Here is a 16,484-nt window from a genome sequence, read left to right as displayed (position 1 = left end):
GTAGCTCTGGATAAAATCCGAGCGCCGGAGGGAACATGATGGCCCTGAGTGATACCGTGTCGCATGAGCTGGTAGAAACCGCTCATGCTTTGGCTGATGCTGCGGGTAAGGCGATTTTGCCGCATTTCCGCACGGTTGGGCTGATCTCAGACAATAAATTGGCTGGCGGATTCGATCCGGTCACCATTGCCGATCGTGCCGCCGAAGAGGCGATGCGCGCTGTGCTTGCCGTGCGGCGGCCCCAGGATGCGATCCTTGGGGAAGAGTTCGGCCACACGGAGGGGACCTCCGGTTTGACATGGGTGCTTGATCCCATCGACGGCACGCGGGGTTTCATCTCCGGCACGCCGACCTGGGGCGTGCTGATCGCTGTCGGCGACGAGAGCGGCCCGTTGTTCGGGATGATTGACCAGCCCTACACCGGCGAGCGGTTTGTCGGCGGGCTTGGCCAGGCGCATTGGACGGGGCCGCATGGCGGCGCGGATCTTCGGGTGCGCGGAACGCAAGCCCTTGGTGATGCTATTCTTTTCACCACCTTCCCCGAGGTTGGGAGCGCCGAGGAAGGCGCGGCCTTCCGCCGGGTTTCGCAGCGGGTCAAGCTGACGCGGTTCGGCATGGACTGCTATGCCTATGCGCTGCTGGCGGCGGGCCAAGTAGATCTGGTCATCGAGGCTGGGCTGAATGCCTATGACATTCAGGCACCGATCGCGGTGATCGAGGCCGCAGGCGGCATCGTGACCGATTGGCAAGGCGGCCCGGCGCATAATGGCGGACGCGCCCTGGCGGCGGCAAACCGGGACATCCATGCTGCGGCTCTTGAAGTGCTGAACACGGCTACATAACGCTAACAGGGCGCGCACTTCCCCTTTTCCGGCGCCCGATTTCCTCTCTCTGAAAAGGGGCTGGAGAGGAAAGAGCCATGACTGAAACCCTGATCCGCAATGCCCAGACGGTCCTGACCATGGACGACGACCGACGTGAGCTTGCCGGCGTCGATATCCGTGTGAGCAACGGAGTGATCACCGAGATCGGGCCCGGACTGCGCGGCGATGGCTCGGTGATCGAGGCGGGCGCTTGTGTGGTGACGCCGGGATTGGTGAACACGCATCATCATCTTTACCAGACGCTGACCCGGGCGGTGCCGGGCGGGCAGGATGCGCTGCTGTTTGGCTGGCTGCAGACGCTGTATCCGATCTGGTCGCGCTTTGGGCCGGAAGAGATGTTCATCTCGGCGCAGATCGGGCTGGCGGAGCTGGCGCTGTCAGGCTGCACGATGAGTTCCGATCATTTGTATCTATACCCCAATGGCGCGAGTCTGGATGACACGATCCACGCGGCTGCAGAGATTGGGCTGCGGTTCCATCCCACGCGCGGCGCGATGAGTATCGGTGAAAGCGACGGTGGTTTGCCGCCCGATGCGCTGGTCGAGACGGAGGCGGCGATCCTCGACGATTGTATCCGGGTGATCGACCGCTTTCACGATCCGCGCGACGGCGCGATGCTGCGTGTTGGCGTGGCGCCATGTTCGCCATTTTCGGTCAGCCGCGAGCTGATGCGGGACGCTGCGCTGCTGGCGCGGGACAAGGGCGTGATGCTGCACACGCATCTGGCGGAGAATGACGAGGACATCGCCTATAGCCAGGCGCAGTTCGGTTGTCGCCCCGGCGAATATGCGCAGGAACTTGGCTGGACCGGTGAGGATGTCTGGCATGCGCATTGCGTGAAGCTTGATGCGCAAGAGATTGATCTTTTTTCAAAAACCGGGACGGGCGTTGCGCATTGCCCGTGTTCGAACTGCCGTTTGGGGAGCGGCATTGCCCCGGTGCGGGCGATGCGGGACGCGGGCGTGACGGTCGGGCTGGGTGTCGACGGATCGGCCTCCAACGATGCCGGGTCTTTGATGGATGAGGCGCGGCAGGCGATGCTGCTTCAGCGCGTGGACAGGGGCGCCGATGCGATGAGTGCGCGAGAGGCGCTTTGGATCGCGACGCGCGGCGGCGCGGCGGTGCTGGGCCGTCCCGACTGCGGGCAGATCGCGGTGGGCAAACGTGCCGATCTGGCGCTCTGGGACGTGAGCGGCGTGGAGGCGGCGGGGAGTTGGGACAAGGCGGCAATTCTGCTTGCAGGTCCGCGCCGGGTGCGACATCTTTTGGTTGAGGGGCGGCAGGTGGTGCGCGACGGAGAAATCGCGACCTTCGACCTGCGTGAGGCGGTTGTTAAACAGAATCGCCTAGCTCTGAGGTTGGCCGAAGCAGTCTAGAGGTCTGGCTATGAGGATGATTTGGGCAGCGCTGATCTGCCTTATGCTGGTGCCCGCGACGGCCGGTGCGCAGCAGGTACGACAGATGCTGAATGGTATCCGTTCGGAGAATGGCCTTGGCCCGTTAAGGCCCTCTTCGGCGCTGGAACAGGCGGCGATGGCGCATGCCATGGATATGGCGCGGGAGGGCTTTTTCGGCCATGTCGGCAGCGATGGCACGAAGGCCATGGCGCGGGCCAAGCGCGAGGGCTATCGCGCGTGTTTCGTCGCAGAGAATATCGCCAAGGGGCAAGACAGTCTGACCGAGGTCATGGGCGGCTGGGCGCGGTCGGCCGGGCATCGGCGTAATTTACTGTCGCCACGCGTGACCGAATACGGGCTGGTGCGGGCGCCGGGGAATATCTGGGTGCTGGTGCTGGGCCGGGCGAACTGCTGAGCCGCGATCAGCGCCTGCGGCCCGCCACGTAGGTCGCCTGAATGGCGCGGTCGTCGCCCATCATGATGGTCGGAAAGAGCGCTTCCCACAAATCGTTCGCTTCGGCGCTGCGCTGTGCGATGGCCGGGGTGGAGGCGAGGTCGAGCACGGTCATGTCGGCCTCCAGACCGATGGCGAGATTGCCGATCTTGTCGGTGGCATGCAGGGTCTGAGCAGACCCCTGCGTCGCGAGCCAGATCAGATGCGCGGGGTGCAGGGGCGTGCCGCGCAGTTGACCGATTTCATAGGCCGCCGCCATGGTGCGCAGCATGGAAAAGGACGAACCGCCGCCGGTGTCCGTGGCGAGGCCGATGGTGTGCCCCCCCGATTTGAGTCCGGCCATGTCGAACAGGCCCGAGCCGATAAAGGTGTTTGAGGTCGGGCAGTGCACCAGCCCGGCGCCGATTTCGCGCAGGCGGTCCTTTTCACGCGGTTCAAGGTGGATGGCGTGGCCGTAGAGGCCGCGCGCGCCGAGCAGGCCAAACGCCTCGTAGGTGTCGAGATAATCGCGGGCCTCGGGGTAGAGCGATTTCACCCACTCGATCTCGTCCGTCTGCTCGGACAGGTGCGTCTGCATGAGACAATCGGGGTGCTCGGCCCAGAGCGCGCCAAGGGCCGAAAGCTGCTCGCGGGTGGAGGTCGGTGAAAACCGCGGTGTGATCACATAGGCGGCGCGCCCGCGTCCGTGCCAGCGCTGCAGCAGCGCCTTGCTGTCGTCATAGGCCGATTGCGCCGTATCGCGCAGCCGCTCCGGAGCGGTGTCGCGGTCCATGCAGGTCTTGCCCGCGAAGACCCGCATCCCACGCACCTCCGCCGCCTCGAACAGCGCGTCGACCGAGGCAGGGTGGATCGTGCAGAAAGAGCAGACCGACGTGGTGCCATTGGCGAGCAACAGGTCGAGATAGCGCCCGGCGATCTCGCGCGCATAGGCGGGATCACCAAAGCGCATTTCTTCGGGGAACGTATAGCTGTTGAGCCAGTCGATCAGCCGTTTGCCCCAGCTCGCGATCATCGCGGTCTGCGGATAGTGGGCGTGCGCATCGACGAATCCCGGCACGATGAGGCCCGCACCATGGTCCGCGACGGCCGCGCCGGGGTGGCGCGCCCTTAGCGCATCCGCCGTGCCGAGATCGCTGATTGTGCCATCGCTCACCAGCACGGCGCCCTGTCGCTCATGGTGTATCGCCGCGAGCCCTTCGGAAAAGGGATCGCCGTCAAACCGAAGCGTCTGGCCTAGGTGGAGCGTGGTCGATGTCATAAGGTCCTCCGATACGTGCATCGTCCCTACTACGTGTGGATAAGGCAAAGGTAAATTGCCGCTTTGCCCTGTTTCTTCTGTAGGGGATGCCCTAGTTTGAAGGCAAATCACCGGGCGGGCAGACGCCGGGCGCGACGAACAAGAATGAACAGGAGGCCGGGATGCTGGACGACGCCGAAACCATCACCCCAGACGCCGAATCCTCGGATGACGATGCCTATGTGCTGGATCGCAAGGCCGTCGCGCAGGTTCTCTATGCTGTTGATATCGGGGACCGCGAAAAGCTGATTGCGCTGCTCGAACCGCTGCATCAGGCCGACATCGCCGACGTGCTGGAACAGATCAACGCCTTTGACCGGATGCGCTTGATCAAGCTCTACGGCAAGGAATTCGACGGTGAGATTCTCTCGGAACTCGATGAGTCCATCCGTGAGGAGGTCATCGGGATCCTCAATCCGCAGGTTCTGGCCGATGCGGTGCGCGAACTGGATTCGGACGACGTCGTGGATCTTCTGGAAGATCTGGACGAATCGCAGAAAGAGGCGATTCTCGACGTTCTCGAAGACAGTGACCGCGTGGCGGTGCAAAAGTCGCTGACCTATCCGGAATTCTCCGCCGGTCGCTTGATGCAGCGCGAGGTGGTGATGGCCCCCGAGCATTGGAATGTCGGTGAAGCCATTGATTACCTGCGCAATTCCGAGGATCTGCCCGAGCAGTTCTATCACATCGTTCTGGTTGATCCCAAGCTGCGGCCGGTGGGCAATGTCACGCTGGGCAAGCTCATGGGCTCGCGGCGCGAGGTGCTCTTGCGCTCGCTCATCGAGGAGACGCTGCACATCATCCCGGTGACGCGCGACGAAGGCGATGTGGCCTATGCCTTCAACCAGTATCACCTGATTTCCGCACCGGTGGTCGATGAGAACGAGCGGCTGGTCGGTGTGATCACAATCGACGACGCCATGGCGGTGCTCGACGAGGAACACGAAGAGGATATCCTGCGCCTCGCCGGTGTGGGCGAGGAAAGCTCGCTGTCCGACAATTTCATCGACACGACGAAGCGGCGCTTCCCCTGGCTCGCGGTGAACCTGTTGACGGCGGTCATGGCGAGCCTGGTGATCGCGCAATTCGAAGCGGCGATTGCGCAGGTCGTGGCTCTGGCGGTGCTGATGCCGATCGTGGCGTCGATGGGCGGCAATGCGGGCACGCAAAGCCTCACCGTGGCGGTGCGCGCGCTGGCGACGAAGGACCTCACGACATCGAACCTCTGGCGGGTGATCCGGCGGGAGGTGATGGTGGGGCTGATCAACGGGCTGATCTTTGCGGTGGTCATGGGGGTCGTCGGCATCGTCTGGTTCGGCTCGCCGGCGCTGGGCGGTGTGATCGCCACCGCGATGGTGATCAATCTGGTGGTGGCAGGGCTTGCGGGGATCGTCATCCCCGTTGTGCTGGAGAAGGCCGGGGTGGACCCGGCGCTGGCCTCCGGTGCCTTCGTGACGACGGTGACGGATGTCGTGGGCTTCTTTGCCTTCCTTGGCCTTGCGGTCGTGGTTTTGCTTTAGGGGATCGTCCGATGTCATTGGATGCGTTGAAAAAAGCCGCACGGGCGGCGGCGTTCGCCCGGCGACGGCAGGCCTTCGAGACGCGTCGGCCGGGGCAGGCGGGCAAGCTGAGCGAAGTTCTGGCGGGCTATCGCGGCGTGCCGCTGGCCGGTTACATGCCGATCCGCACAGAGATCAGCCCGGTGGCCGCAATGGAAGAGGCCTCGGCGCATGGCCCGGTGGGGGTGCCGGTGATTGAGGCGGCCGGGATGCCGCTGAAATTCGCGCTCTGGGAGCCGGGATGTACGCTGGTCGATGGCCCCTTCGGCGCGCGCATTCCCGAGAGGCCGGAGTTTTTCGAGCCGGAGCTTCTCATCGTGCCGCTTGTCGCTTTTAGCCGGGAAGGCGGGCGGCTGGGCTATGGCGGCGGATTTTATGACCGGACCCTGGAGAGGCTGCGGGCCAAGCGTCCTACGCTGGCCATCGGCTTTGCTTTCGGTGCGCAGGAGGACGGCGCGCTGCCGCTGGAGGACACCGATCAGCCGCTCGATCTGATCGTGACGGAAGACGCGGTGATCCAGCCCTGATGTTATGACAGATAGCTGTCGATCGGCTGCAGGGGCGGTGGTGCGGGCAGGCCGAGTTTGGGCATGAGGCTGATTTCCACCACCCGGCACAGGGCGTCGAGCGGCAGCCCGTTGACCGTTTGCCCGAAGGGGTTTTCCAGCTCTTCCGTCACCTCCGCCAGACCGAAGAAGATGTAGGCGATGATCCCGACGATGAACGGCGTCAGCCAGCCCGACGCTTCGACCAGGCCGAGCGGGACCAGCAGGCAGTAGAGCACCGAGGTGCGGTAAACGAGCAGCGAGTAGACGAACGGCAGGGGCGTTGTGGCGATGCGCTCGCAGCCTGCCTGAGCGAGAGCGATGGACGCCAGCCGTTCGTCCAGCGCCTTGGCGCCAAAGCCATCGAGACGACCTGCGGCGCGCTCTTCACGCAGGCGCTCGGCGAGGGCGTCAAGCGGGGCGCAGGGCGGGTGCGGCGCCGTTGTCTGACCGTCGCTGATCCACGGGCCTGCGGCGTCGTCGGCGGGCAGTCGGCGCAGGTTCAATCGGTGCAAATGCAGGAAGGCGAGGCTGAGGCGCAGGGTCTCGTCGCGCGCGTCCGGCGCATCGAGGAACAGCGTCGCCTCGCGTGCAAGCGCCCGGATGTCGGCCACCAACTGCCCCCAGAGCCGCCGCGCCTCCCACCAGCGTTCATAGGCGGCGTTGTTGCGAAACCCGAGAAACAGCGAGAGCGCCACACCAAAGACGGCAAAGGTGCCGGTGGCGGTGTGCTGCAGCTCGCCCACGTGCAGATCAACCGCGACCACGGCACTGGCAAAGGCCATGACGACGAGGATACGAAGCCCGATATGCGGCAGCACGGAGCCGCGCAGGGAAAAGAGCAGGGCAAAGGTGCTTTTGCGTTTGCCGACAATCATGGCGTGCCTCCGGGCGGTTCGCCGCCACCCTGCGCCGCGCGCGTCCGGGGCGATAGCACACAAACGCTGCAATCGGGCGCAAAGGCGAAAAAAGCATGCAGGGCCTGTCTTCTTCTCTTTCCAAATACTCAAAAAATTGCCGAAAGACGCCAAAAGGCGCGCGGCGGGAAACCGCGCGCCTCGGGTCGCCGTGGGGCCGTGGATCAGGCGCGGGCGGGATCCAGCGTGATCGACCACAGTTCGCTGTCCGCCCGGTCCATCAGGCGCACGGTGAGCTGCTCGGTGCCGCCGTCGATGTCGACGAGGCCGAAGAATTGCAGCCCGTCGGAGGGCGGCAGGTTCTGGCCCTGCTCATCGGTCGGGGCTTTGACGTATTTCAGCTCCGGCCCGAAGGTCATGTCGAGATCGTTCGGCCCGAAGGTGCCCGCGTGCAGCGGTCCGGAGACAAATTCCCAGAATGGCTCGAAGTCCTGCATTTGCGCCTTGTCGGGGTTGTAGTAGTGGGCGGCGGTGTAGTGCACATCGGCGGTGAGCCAGACGGTGTTGGTGATGCCCGCGTGCTTGATAAAGCGCAGCAGCTGGCCGATTTCCAACTCGCGGCCCTTGGCCGGACCGTTGTCGCCATTGGCCACCGCTTCCTGCCCGCCGCCGACGACGAGACCGAGCGGCATGTCGCAGGCGATGACCTTCCAGGTTGCGTTGGAGTTGGTCAGCTCGCGCTTGAGCCATGCCATCTGTTCGGCTCCGAGGATACGGCTCTCGTCCGACAGGGTGTCCTGCATGTTCTCGCTGTTCGGGCCGCGATAGCTGCGCAGGTCGAGGAAGAAGACGTCGAGCATCGGCCCGTAGGGGATCTTTCGATAGACGCGGCCCGGCTCGGCGGGCGTGTAGGAGATCGGCGTCATCTCGTGGAAGGCGCGGGCGGCGCGGGCGGCGAGCACGTGGATGGATTTCTCGCTGTAGCGGTCATCTTCCATCAGGCTGCGCGAGGAGGACCAGTTGTTGACCACCTCGTGATCGTCCCATTGGAAGAACGTCGGGACCACCGCGTTCATCGACAGCAGGTGTTCGTCCATCATGTTGTACTTCCACTGGCCGCGATATTCGTCCAGCGTTTCCGCTACCTTGCGCTTTTCGTCGATCAGCGTGGCGTTCTTCCAGATCACCGCGCCATCCTTTTCGACCTCGTCCTGCATCGGGCCATCGGCATAGATCGTGTCGCCCGAATGGATGAAGAAGTCCGGCTCGTGTTTGGCCATGGTCTGATAGGTGACCATGCCCGCATCGTCGATGCCCCAGCCCTGGCCAGCGGTGTCGCCGGACCATGCAAAGCGGATCGAGCGGCGCGATTCGGGAGCGGTGCGGAAGTGGCCGACGATGGGTTCGGAGGTGGCGTTGATGTCCGACAGGTCGGCTGCGGTGAAGCGATAAAAGATGTCCTGATCCGGGGTGAGGCCTTCGACCATCCGTTTGATCGCCATGTCGCTGCCGGGCAGCGCATCCATGGGCGCAAGCTGGCGGGCGTTGGCAAAGCTCTCGGTGTTGGAGACTTCCATCGTGATCCGCGAGGGACGGTCGACGCGAGTCCAGATCATGCCGGAGCGGGCGCTGACGTCGCCGGACTGCACCCCGTGGGTGAAGCTCGGGCGGGTGTTCGCGCGGGAGATCGACGGCAGGAACAGCGTCGCGGAGGCGGCGGTGGTGGCAGCAAGAAAGCTGCGGCGGGAGAAGGGCTTACGGGTCATGAGAACCTCTGTTGGCTATTGGATGCGGGGGGCCTTGTTCGCGCGGCCCTGTGGTCTTCTGCCGTTCCCCATGTAACCGTAGGGTGTTCGCTGTATGAAACTGCGGTGAAGCTTTCGTAACGGGCATTGGCGGCGGCGCAGGGCAATTCGGTCACAGGGGCCGGATAAGCGCTTGCAAGCTTGATCCGAGTCGGCGACTTTCCGTATCAGCCGGAAGACGATGGAATTGTTGAAGGCCGTTCGGCTGTCGCGGGTCCGTGCCGCACGGCGCGGGGTGGGTTGTCGGCGACGGCACGGCACGATGGCGGATCGCGGCACGGTCCCGGACCGCGCGGCGCTCAAGCCCGCTTGTAGATCGCTCCGGCCCACGTATTGAAGATGCAAAGGAAAGCATGTGATTTGTAAGAACAGGGTCGCCATGGGTGCGAAATTTGGCAAAGGCATTCTGAGAGGCAGCGTGCTTGCCCTGACAGCCGTGGCGTTGTCCGGCTGTGCCTCGCCGGTCCCCGGCCCGTCGGTGCCGTCGCAGCCGGGCAAGAACCTCGCTTCGGCCCGGGGCGCGCTGCAGGCCTGCCTGCCCTCCGCGCCGGAGGGCGGGGAAAATGCCCTGGCGGCGAGCTACCTGGTCGGGATGGCGTTTGGTGGCGTTCTGCTTGGCCCGATCGTCGTGGCCTCGAACCAGGCGGACATTCGGTATGGCGGCGAGGTGCATGCGATTGACCGCTGCCTTGGAAAGCAGGGCTACGTGCGGCGCGATCTTACCGTGGAAGAGGTGCGGGCACTGAATGGCATGGACCGCACCGGGCGGGCGCGGCTGCTGGACCATCTGATCGGCGGCGGGACATTGGCGGGCTTCCGCTCGGTCTGAGGAGTTTGATGTCCACAAACGCAAAGCGGCGGCAGGGAGACCTGCCGCCGCTTTGGTTTTGACTGTGACGGTGCGTCAGAGTGCGCGCCAGCCGATATCGCGGCGACAGAAGCCTTCGGGCCAGTCGGTGGCATCGACCATGGCATAGGCGCGATCGCGGGCCTCCTGCAGGGTCACGCCGCGCGCGGTGGCGTTGAGCACACGGCCTCCAGCGGCGGTAATCTGGCCATTCGTCTCGGCGGTGCCGGCGTGGAACATCATGTGAAAGCTGTCCTCGGGAAGGTCGCCAAGGCCCTTGATCACCGAGCCTTTTTCATAGTCACCGGGATAGCCGTTGGCGGCGAGCACGACCGTCATGGCGTGATCCTCGGCCCATGTCACCTGTGCCTCGTCCAGACGGCCTTCGGCGCAGGCCTGCATCAGGTCAAAAGCCTGCGCACCGAGCCGCAGCATCAGCACCTGACATTCGGGATCGCCGAAGCGGACGTTGTATTCGACAAGGCGGGGCTGTCCGTTTTCGATCATCAGGCCGACATAAAGCACGCCCTGATAGGGGGTGCCGCGCCGGGCCATTTCGGCCATGGTCGGGCGGACGATCTCGTCCAGCGCCTTTTGCGTCACGCTCGCGTCCATGATCGGGGCGGGCGAGTAGGCGCCCATGCCCCCGGTGTTGGGGCCGGTGTCACCGTCGCCAACGCGTTTGTGGTCCTGCGCGGTGCCGATGGGCAGGCAGGTTTCGCCATCCACCAGCACGAAGAAGGACGCCTCTTCGCCGGTCATGAATTCCTCGATGACGACCTCGGCCCCGGCGGCGCCGAAGCTGCCCCCGAACATGTCGTCAATCGCCGCGTCGGCCTCCTCGACCGTTTCGGCGATGATCACGCCCTTGCCCGCCGCGAGGCCGTCGGCCTTGATCACGGTGGGCGCGCCGGTGGCGCGGACGTGGGCCCTGGCGGCTTCTGCGTTGGTGAAATGGCCATAGCGGGCGGTTGGGGCCCCGGCGGCGTCGCAGATTTCCTTGGTAAAGCTTTTGGAGGCTTCGAGACGGGCGGCGGCGGCGGAGGGGCCGAAGACGGCAAAGCCCGCAGCCCGCAGCCTGTCCGCAACACCGGCGGCGAGGGGCGCTTCGGGGCCGATGATGATCAGGTCGATGGCGTTCTCCGAAGCAAATTCCGCCACGGTGCCGCCATCGTTTATATCAAGCGTGGCGCATTCGGCGATCATGGCGATGCCGGCATTGCCGGGAGCAACGATGAGTTTGTCACATTTGGGGTTTTGGAGCGTGGCCCATGCCAACGCGTGTTCGCGGCCGCCGCTGCCGAGGATGAGGATGTTCATGGGGCGCTCCATTGGTTGGCTCTGGTCTGTGTGGCACCGCCCCGGGGCTCTGCCCCGGACCCCGAGGTATTTTCAGGACCAAAGAAGGGCAGGGGGCGCTTTTGTCTTGCTGCGTGCTCCTTTAAAGTCGGGGGGCTTTGGAGGCAAGGGACGCATGGGCATGGATCTGATCGACGAGGGCGAAGCGGGCAATACGCCGGAGTTTTCCGTGTCCGAGCTTTCCGGCGCGGTGAAGCGGATGATCGAGGGCGAATTCGGCTTTGTCCGGGTGCGCGGCGAAGTGGGACGGGTGACGCGGCCGCGCTCCGGGCATCTGTATCTTGATCTGAAAGACGACCGCTCGGTGATTTCCGGGGTGATGTGGAAGGGCGTTGTGGCGCGGCTTCAAACCATGCCGGAGGAGGGCATGGAGGTTGTCGCCACCGGTCGCATGACCACCTTTCCCGGCCAGTCGAAATATCAGATCGTTCTGGAAGACATGCGGCCAGCCGGTATGGGCGCGCTCATGGCGATGCTGGAAAAGCGCAAGGTGCAGCTCGCCGGGGAGGGGCTGTTTGATGCCTCGCGCAAGGTGCGGCTGCCTTATCTGCCGGAGGTGATCGGGGTTGTGACCTCACCCACCGGGGCGGTCATCCGGGACATCCTGCACCGGCTGCGCGAGCGGTTTCCGCGCAAGGTGCTGATCTGGCCGGTGGCCGTGCAGGGCAACAATTGCGCGCCGGAGGTGGCGCGGGCTATCGAGGGGTTCAACCGGCTGTCGCCGGGCGGCGCGTTGCCACGGCCGAATCTGCTGATCGTGGCGCGGGGCGGCGGATCGGTGGAGGATTTGTGGGGCTTCAACGAAGAGATCGTGGTGCGGGCGGCGGCGGCGAGTGAGATCCCGCTGATCTCCGCCGTCGGCCACGAGACGGATACGACGCTGATCGACTTTGCCTCGGACAAGCGGGCGCCGACCCCGACGGCGGCGGCGGAGATTGCCGTGCCGGTGCGGCTGGAGCTGCTCGCATGGACCCGGGATGCCGGGACGCGGATGACGCGGGCCATGGGCCAGCGGGTGGAGGTGCGCGGGCAGCGGCTGCGCGATCTGGCGCGGGCGATGCCACGCCCCGAAGAGCTGCTGGACGGGCCGCGCCAACGGGTGGACGTGCTGGGCGATCGGCTTCCGGCGGCTTTGACGCGGCTGGTGGACCGGCGGCGGCTGTGGCTGAGCGAGCAGGCGGGGAGCCTGCGCCCGTCGGTTCTGGGCCGGGCGATTGCGGCGGAGCAGGGCAAGGTGGCGGATCGCGCCGCGCGGCTGCGGCCCGCGCTACAGCGCCTTGTGCAGGTGCGGCGCGAGGCATTGGCGCGGCGGGTGGACGGCCTCAGCCTGCGGCCGATCCGGCGCGAAATCAGTGCCCAGACCGAGCGGCTGGAGGCCATGGGCCGCCGCATGGATCAGGCGCAGGCGCGGCGCATCGAGCAGGCGCAGCAGCGGCTTGAGGCGGTGGACCGGCTGCGCGAGACGCTGGGCTATCGTGAGACGCTCAAGCGCGGCTATGCGGTGGTGCGCGGCGACGGCGCTGTGGTCACAACACAAATCGCGGCGGCACAGGCGCAGGCGCTGGAGATCGAATTCTCCGACGGGGTTCTGCGCGTCGGTGGCGGGGACGGTCCGGCGCCGGAGCCGCCACGACCAAAACCTGCGGCGAAGGCAAAACCCAAGGCGAAGGACGTGCCGCCGGAGCAGGGCAGCCTTTTCTGAGGAACGCCGCGCAAGCCCTTGTGTCTACGTAAGGCTTTACTTTGTGTTCTGCAGTCGCATAGACTTTTTCTGCAATGCTGCATCAAGGGGAGCCACTTATGGCGGAGTCCGAAAAGCCACTGCTGATCAAGCGCTACGCCAGTCGTCGGCTCTATAACACCGAGACCTCGGACTACGTGACGCTCGAAGACATTTCCGGGTTTATCCGGGACGGCCGTGAAGTCCAGATCATCGACCTCAAGTCCGGCGACGACCTGACCCGGCAGTACCTGCTGCAGATCGTGGCGGAGCACGAGAGCAAGGGCGAGAGCGTTCTGCCGATCAACGTGCTGACCGACCTTGTGCGCAGCTACACCACGCAGGCCGGCACCATGGTGCCACAGTTCCTCGCGGCCTCGTTCGATGCGTTCCAGAAGAGCCAGTCGAAGTGGGTCGAGAACATGAACACGATCAACCCGATGGCCAAGATGCCGGGCTTCGAGGCGATGCAGGCGCAGCAGGAAGCCTTTCTGAAGGCGATGACGGCCGGCGTGGGTGTCGGCGGTGCGTGGTCCGGACCATCCGAGGACGACAGTCCGAAGGAAGGCGAGGATCTCGACGCGATCAAGAAACAGCTGGCGGAATTGCAGAGCAAGTTGTCGAAGTTGGACAAGTAATTCGGCGGCCTGGGCGATTGAGCCCGCAAGCCTGCAATGAGTGAGGTGCCCCGGAGCTGATCCGGGGCCTTTTGCTCTTGGGGAGACTGGTTCGGTTTCAGGCCATCGGCATGTCGGCTTCGGTCGATGCTCAGACCGGCAGCGGCGCGTCGCCCTTGGGTTGGTTCATCACGATCTGGCTGTGCACACGGCTCACGCTTGGATGGGCGAGCAGCACCTCGTGGATCAGCCGGTTCAGCGCCGGAAGATCGGCGCAGAACACCCGCAGCAGGTAATCCGCCTCGCCGGTCATGGTCCAGGCGCTGATGATCTCGGGGCGCGTGGAGAGCAGGCGGGTAAAGCTGCTGCCTTCCTCGGCGCCGTGGCGCGCCAACTGCACCTGGACAAAGGCCTGCACATCGAGGCCAAGCCGTGCTGGGTCCAGCCGGGCGCGGTAGCCGATGATCAGCCCGGCCTCTTCGAGGCGCTGGCGGCGGCGGCCGATCTGGCTCGCTGAGAGGTTGAGTTTCTCGGACAGATCCTGCGCCGTGGCATGGGCGTCCTTCTGCAGCTCGGTCAGAAGGGCGCGGTCCGTTGAGTCGAGGGTGATGCGGATTTCTTGCATGATGTGTCTCTATTACGCCCGGCTCTCGCGTACAATGGTCGATGGGTGCCTGAAAATGCGCAAACTGCGCGTGGCCTCCAGCGTATGATGCGGGAAACGCGCAACAGGAGGACAGATCATGGGACCTTTCCCGCACGACGCCCCGCAATCGACCATCACCGAGGAAAACCCCGCTGGCACCGACGGCTTTGAGTTTGTCGAGTTTGCTCATCCGGAGCCTCAGGAGCTGCGCGATCTTTTCACCCGCATGGGCTACAGTCATGTGGCCAACCACAAGACCAAGGCCATCGAGCTGTGGCAGCAGGGCGACATCACCTATGTGCTGAACGCCGAAGCGGGCAGCTTTGCTGCCGGGTTCGTGGAGGAGCATGGCCCCTGTGCGCCGTCGATGGCCTGGCGCGTGGTCGATGCCCGGCACGCCTTTGACCATGCGGTTAAAATGGGCGCGGAGCCTTACGACGGGCCGGGCAAGACGGTCGACTGGCCCGCGATCAAGGGGATCGGTGGCAGCCTGATCTACTTCACCGATCAATACTACGACACCTCGCCCTACAACGCCGAGTTCGATTGGATCGAGCAGAGCAAGCCGCGCGGTGTGGGGTTCTATTACCTCGACCATCTGACGCACAACGTGTTCAAGGGCAACATGGACAAATGGTTCGCCTTTTACGGTAACCTGTTCAACTTCCGCGAAATCCGCTTTTTCGACATCGAAGGCAAATACACCGGCCTGACCAGCCGCGCGCTGACCTCGCCCTGCGGGCGCATTCGCATCCCCATCAATGAGGACCGCGACGAGAAAGGGCAGATCGTGGCCTATCTCAAGAAATACAAGGGCGAGGGTATCCAGCATATCGCCGTGGGTGCGCGGAACATCTACGACTCGACGGATGCCATTGCCGAGAAGGGCGTGACCTTCATGCCCGGGCCGCCGGATGCGTATTACGATCTGTCGTTCGAGCGGGTGACCGGCCACGAAGAGCCGGTGGAGCGGATGAAGAAACATGGCATCCTGATCGACGGCGAAGGCGTGGTGGATGGCGGAGAGACCCGCATCCTGCTGCAGATATTCTCCAAGACGGTGATCGGGCCGATCTTTTTCGAGTTCATCGAACGCAAAGGCGACGACGGGTTTGGCGAAGGCAATTTCAAGGCGCTGTTCGAGTCGATCGAGCGCGAGCAGATCGAGAGCGGCGAACTGAAGGAGGCCGGCTGAGGCCGCGCCGGGTTCGCGCCCGGCGGTCTTTGAACGGGGCTGACCCCGGTCCGGCAGGGAGGAAAAGGCGCTCGCATTCGGCGGGCGCCTTTTTTCCGTTGGGAACAAACCTTGGTTCGGGGTGCATCATTTGCGCTGGGCAAGGCTGGAGCGCTGACCTATCGTGTTCCGAACGCGGAGTCTTTGGAAGGGGGCCGGGTGCTGGAACTGGATCATATCGCGGTGGCGGGCGAGACGCTGGAAGAGGCGGTGGATCATATAGAGGCCCGTCTTGGCCGGGTGATGTGGCCGGGCGGTCGTCATACGCGTTTTGCCACGCACAATGCGCTGCTTGGGCTGGACCCGCAGCTCTATATCGAGGCGATTGCGATCGACCCGCAGGCGCCGCCGCCGCCGGATGCCCGATGGTTCGGGCTTGACCGGTTTCGCGGGGCCGCGCGGCTGGACAAGTGGATTTGCCGGGTGCCGGATCTGGATGCGGCGCTTGAGGCGCTGCCGATGGCGGGACGCAAGGTGGCGCTGGAGCGCGGTGGCCTGCGGTGGTCGATGGCGGTGCCGCTGGACGGGATGTTGCCCTTTGACGGGCTGTTTCCGGCATTGATTCAATGGCATGGCGATGCGCCGGCACCGGGGTATGTGTTGGCCTCGGATGGGCACCGGCTCACACGGTTGACGGTTGCGCACCCGGAAGCGGAGGCGCTGCGCGCGCTGCTGTTGCCGCATCTGGACGCACCGCTGGTCGCCTTCGAGACGGCAGCCGAGCCCGGATTGCGGGCCGAAATCCAGTGCGGTCCGGACGCGCTGTCGCTGTGAGTGTGACGATCCGGCAAGCCGGGCCCGCCGATGTGCCCGCCGTGGCGGCGCTTTGGAATGAGGTGATCGCGCACACGGCGATCACCTTCACGACCGAGTTCAAGACGCCCGAGGGGCTGGCCAGGGACATCACAGATCGCGGGCCGCTGTTCCTAGTGGCGACGCAGGATGATGCGGTCTGCGGCTTTGCCACGGCATTTCAGTTTCGCGGTGGGCCGGGTTATGCCCACACATTCGAGCACACGGTTCAGCTTGCGCCGGAGGCGCGGGGGCTGGGGGCGGGGCGGGTGCTGATGGCGCAGCTTGAGGACAACCTGCGCGCGCACGGGGCCCATTCGCTGTTTGCGGGCGTCAGCGGAGAGAACCCGAGCGGTGTGGCGTTTCACCGGGCTATCGGGTTCACGCAGATCGCGACGCTGCCGGAGGTTGGCTTCAAATTCGGGCGCTGGATGGACCTTGTTCTGATGCAGAAAATTCTGTGAAACCCGA

General features: G+C 64.7%; 16 protein-coding genes. 11 read left to right on the top strand and 5 right to left on the bottom strand.

The genetic code is table 11. The annotated features are described in order from the left end of the window. The first annotated feature begins 35 nt into the window (after nucleotides 1-35). The 3 genes from hisN to ACN2XU_RS05490 all read left to right on the top strand — a co-directional run bounded on the left by hisN (nucleotide 36) and on the right by ACN2XU_RS05490 (nucleotide 2,696). Nucleotides 36-842, top strand: coding sequence for a histidinol-phosphatase (gene hisN, locus ACN2XU_RS05500; RefSeq protein ID WP_419409407.1), 807 nt, complete (start codon nucleotides 36-38; stop codon nucleotides 840-842). 77 nt (nucleotides 843-919) lie between these two features. After that, nucleotides 920-2,260 carry an 8-oxoguanine deaminase gene (locus ACN2XU_RS05495; RefSeq protein ID WP_419409406.1) on the top strand — a complete coding sequence of 447 codons (1,341 nt, stop codon included), beginning with the start codon at nucleotides 920-922 and terminating at the stop codon, nucleotides 2,258-2,260. 10 nt (nucleotides 2,261-2,270) lie between these two features. Further along, entirely contained in the window at nucleotides 2,271-2,696 is a 426-nt protein-coding gene (locus tag ACN2XU_RS05490; protein WP_419409405.1) for a CAP domain-containing protein, read from the top strand. Between the two features lie 7 nt (nucleotides 2,697-2,703). On the opposite strand, the gene guaD is transcribed toward ACN2XU_RS05490, so the two are convergent. Further along, nucleotides 2,704-3,993: a guanine deaminase gene (gene guaD, locus ACN2XU_RS05485; protein ID WP_419409404.1), complete on the bottom strand. Its 1,290-nt coding sequence runs from the start codon at nucleotides 3,991-3,993 to the stop codon at nucleotides 2,704-2,706. 161 nt (nucleotides 3,994-4,154) lie between these two features. Between guaD and mgtE the strand changes: the two genes are divergently transcribed. Then, nucleotides 4,155-5,552: a magnesium transporter gene (mgtE, locus tag ACN2XU_RS05480; RefSeq protein ID WP_419409403.1), complete on the top strand. Its 1,398-nt coding sequence runs from the start codon at nucleotides 4,155-4,157 to the stop codon at nucleotides 5,550-5,552. 11 nt (nucleotides 5,553-5,563) lie between these two features. After that, entirely contained in the window at nucleotides 5,564-6,118 is a 555-nt protein-coding gene (locus ACN2XU_RS05475; protein WP_419409402.1) for a 5-formyltetrahydrofolate cyclo-ligase, read from the top strand. A 2-nt stretch (nucleotides 6,119-6,120) separates the two neighbouring features. Here ACN2XU_RS05475 and ACN2XU_RS05470 read toward each other — a convergent pair whose 3' ends face one another. Continuing rightward, nucleotides 6,121-7,014 carry a bestrophin family protein gene (locus ACN2XU_RS05470; protein WP_419409401.1) on the bottom strand — a complete coding sequence of 298 codons (894 nt, stop codon included), beginning with the start codon at nucleotides 7,012-7,014 and terminating at the stop codon, nucleotides 6,121-6,123. A 203-nt stretch (nucleotides 7,015-7,217) separates the two neighbouring features. Continuing rightward, nucleotides 7,218-8,759 (bottom strand): alkaline phosphatase D family protein, encoded by a 1,542-nt coding sequence (locus tag ACN2XU_RS05465; RefSeq protein ID WP_419409400.1) that lies wholly within the window; start codon nucleotides 8,757-8,759, stop codon nucleotides 7,218-7,220. Between the two features lie 418 nt (nucleotides 8,760-9,177). On the opposite strand from ACN2XU_RS05465, the gene ACN2XU_RS05460 reads away from it, so the two are divergent. Then, nucleotides 9,178-9,627: a hypothetical protein gene (locus tag ACN2XU_RS05460; protein ID WP_419409399.1), complete on the top strand. Its 450-nt coding sequence runs from the start codon at nucleotides 9,178-9,180 to the stop codon at nucleotides 9,625-9,627. 75 nt (nucleotides 9,628-9,702) lie between these two features. Here ACN2XU_RS05460 and purD read toward each other — a convergent pair whose 3' ends face one another. Then, complete coding sequence (purD, locus tag ACN2XU_RS05455) at nucleotides 9,703-10,965, bottom strand: phosphoribosylamine--glycine ligase (protein WP_419409398.1); 1,263 nt, start codon at nucleotides 10,963-10,965, stop codon at nucleotides 9,703-9,705. 160 nt (nucleotides 10,966-11,125) lie between these two features. Between purD and xseA the strand changes: the two genes are divergently transcribed. Continuing rightward, the gene (gene xseA / locus ACN2XU_RS05450) at nucleotides 11,126-12,706 is read left to right on the top strand and encodes an exodeoxyribonuclease VII large subunit (RefSeq protein ID WP_419409397.1); all 1,581 of its coding nucleotides are present in this window, start codon (nucleotides 11,126-11,128) and stop codon (nucleotides 12,704-12,706) included. A 98-nt stretch (nucleotides 12,707-12,804) separates the two neighbouring features. Next, nucleotides 12,805-13,362, top strand: a complete 558-nt coding sequence (gene phaR, locus ACN2XU_RS05445) for a polyhydroxyalkanoate synthesis repressor PhaR (protein ID WP_419409396.1) — start codon at nucleotides 12,805-12,807, stop codon at nucleotides 13,360-13,362. A gap of 130 nt (nucleotides 13,363-13,492) precedes the next feature. Here the strand turns inward: phaR and ACN2XU_RS05440 are convergent, their stop codons facing one another. After that, the gene (locus tag ACN2XU_RS05440; RefSeq protein WP_419409395.1) at nucleotides 13,493-13,966 is read right to left on the bottom strand and encodes an Lrp/AsnC family transcriptional regulator; all 474 of its coding nucleotides are present in this window, start codon (nucleotides 13,964-13,966) and stop codon (nucleotides 13,493-13,495) included. A gap of 118 nt (nucleotides 13,967-14,084) precedes the next feature. Between ACN2XU_RS05440 and hppD the strand changes: the two genes are divergently transcribed. The 3 genes from hppD to ACN2XU_RS05425 all read left to right on the top strand — a co-directional run bounded on the left by hppD (nucleotide 14,085) and on the right by ACN2XU_RS05425 (nucleotide 16,477). After that, the gene (hppD, locus tag ACN2XU_RS05435; RefSeq protein ID WP_419409394.1) at nucleotides 14,085-15,182 is read left to right on the top strand and encodes a 4-hydroxyphenylpyruvate dioxygenase; all 1,098 of its coding nucleotides are present in this window, start codon (nucleotides 14,085-14,087) and stop codon (nucleotides 15,180-15,182) included. A 153-nt stretch (nucleotides 15,183-15,335) separates the two neighbouring features. Continuing rightward, nucleotides 15,336-15,995, top strand: a complete 660-nt coding sequence (locus ACN2XU_RS05430) for a VOC family protein (RefSeq protein ID WP_419409693.1) — start codon at nucleotides 15,336-15,338, stop codon at nucleotides 15,993-15,995. Nucleotides 15,996-15,997: 2 nt separating this feature from the next. Continuing rightward, nucleotides 15,998-16,477 carry a GNAT family N-acetyltransferase gene (locus tag ACN2XU_RS05425; protein WP_419409692.1) on the top strand — a complete coding sequence of 160 codons (480 nt, stop codon included), beginning with the start codon at nucleotides 15,998-16,000 and terminating at the stop codon, nucleotides 16,475-16,477. Nucleotides 16,478-16,484: the final 7 nt, after the last annotated feature.

It is taken from the genome of Pacificoceanicola niger (genome assembly GCF_048553275.1).
In the GTDB taxonomy this organism is placed as follows: Bacteria; Pseudomonadota; Alphaproteobacteria; order Rhodobacterales; family Rhodobacteraceae; genus Pacificoceanicola.
The sequence above is the reverse complement of the archived record's forward strand: the minus strand, read 5'-3'. Positions and strand labels throughout refer to the sequence as shown.

Excerpts from the sequence above, each read along its gene's own strand:
- hisN (WP_419409407.1), top strand. The coding sequence starts at position 36 with ATGATGGCCCTGAGTGATACCGTGTCGCATGAGCTGGTAGAAACCGCT.
- ACN2XU_RS05495 (WP_419409406.1), top strand. The coding sequence starts at position 920 with ATGACTGAAACCCTGATCCGCAATGCCCAGACGGTCCTGACCATGGAC.
- ACN2XU_RS05490 (WP_419409405.1), top strand. The coding sequence starts at position 2,271 with ATGAGGATGATTTGGGCAGCGCTGATCTGCCTTATGCTGGTGCCCGCG.
- guaD (WP_419409404.1), bottom strand. The coding sequence starts at position 3,993 with ATGACATCGACCACGCTCCACCTAGGCCAGACGCTTCGGTTTGACGGC.
- mgtE (WP_419409403.1), top strand. The coding sequence starts at position 4,155 with ATGCTGGACGACGCCGAAACCATCACCCCAGACGCCGAATCCTCGGAT.
- ACN2XU_RS05475 (WP_419409402.1), top strand. The coding sequence starts at position 5,564 with ATGTCATTGGATGCGTTGAAAAAAGCCGCACGGGCGGCGGCGTTCGCC.
- ACN2XU_RS05470 (WP_419409401.1), bottom strand. The coding sequence starts at position 7,014 with ATGATTGTCGGCAAACGCAAAAGCACCTTTGCCCTGCTCTTTTCCCTG.
- ACN2XU_RS05465 (WP_419409400.1), bottom strand. The coding sequence starts at position 8,759 with ATGACCCGTAAGCCCTTCTCCCGCCGCAGCTTTCTTGCTGCCACCACC.
- ACN2XU_RS05460 (WP_419409399.1), top strand. The coding sequence starts at position 9,178 with ATGGGTGCGAAATTTGGCAAAGGCATTCTGAGAGGCAGCGTGCTTGCC.
- purD (WP_419409398.1), bottom strand. The coding sequence starts at position 10,965 with ATGAACATCCTCATCCTCGGCAGCGGCGGCCGCGAACACGCGTTGGCA.
- xseA (WP_419409397.1), top strand. The coding sequence starts at position 11,126 with ATGGATCTGATCGACGAGGGCGAAGCGGGCAATACGCCGGAGTTTTCC.
- phaR (WP_419409396.1), top strand. The coding sequence starts at position 12,805 with ATGGCGGAGTCCGAAAAGCCACTGCTGATCAAGCGCTACGCCAGTCGT.
- ACN2XU_RS05440 (WP_419409395.1), bottom strand. The coding sequence starts at position 13,966 with ATGCAAGAAATCCGCATCACCCTCGACTCAACGGACCGCGCCCTTCTG.
- hppD (WP_419409394.1), top strand. The coding sequence starts at position 14,085 with ATGGGACCTTTCCCGCACGACGCCCCGCAATCGACCATCACCGAGGAA.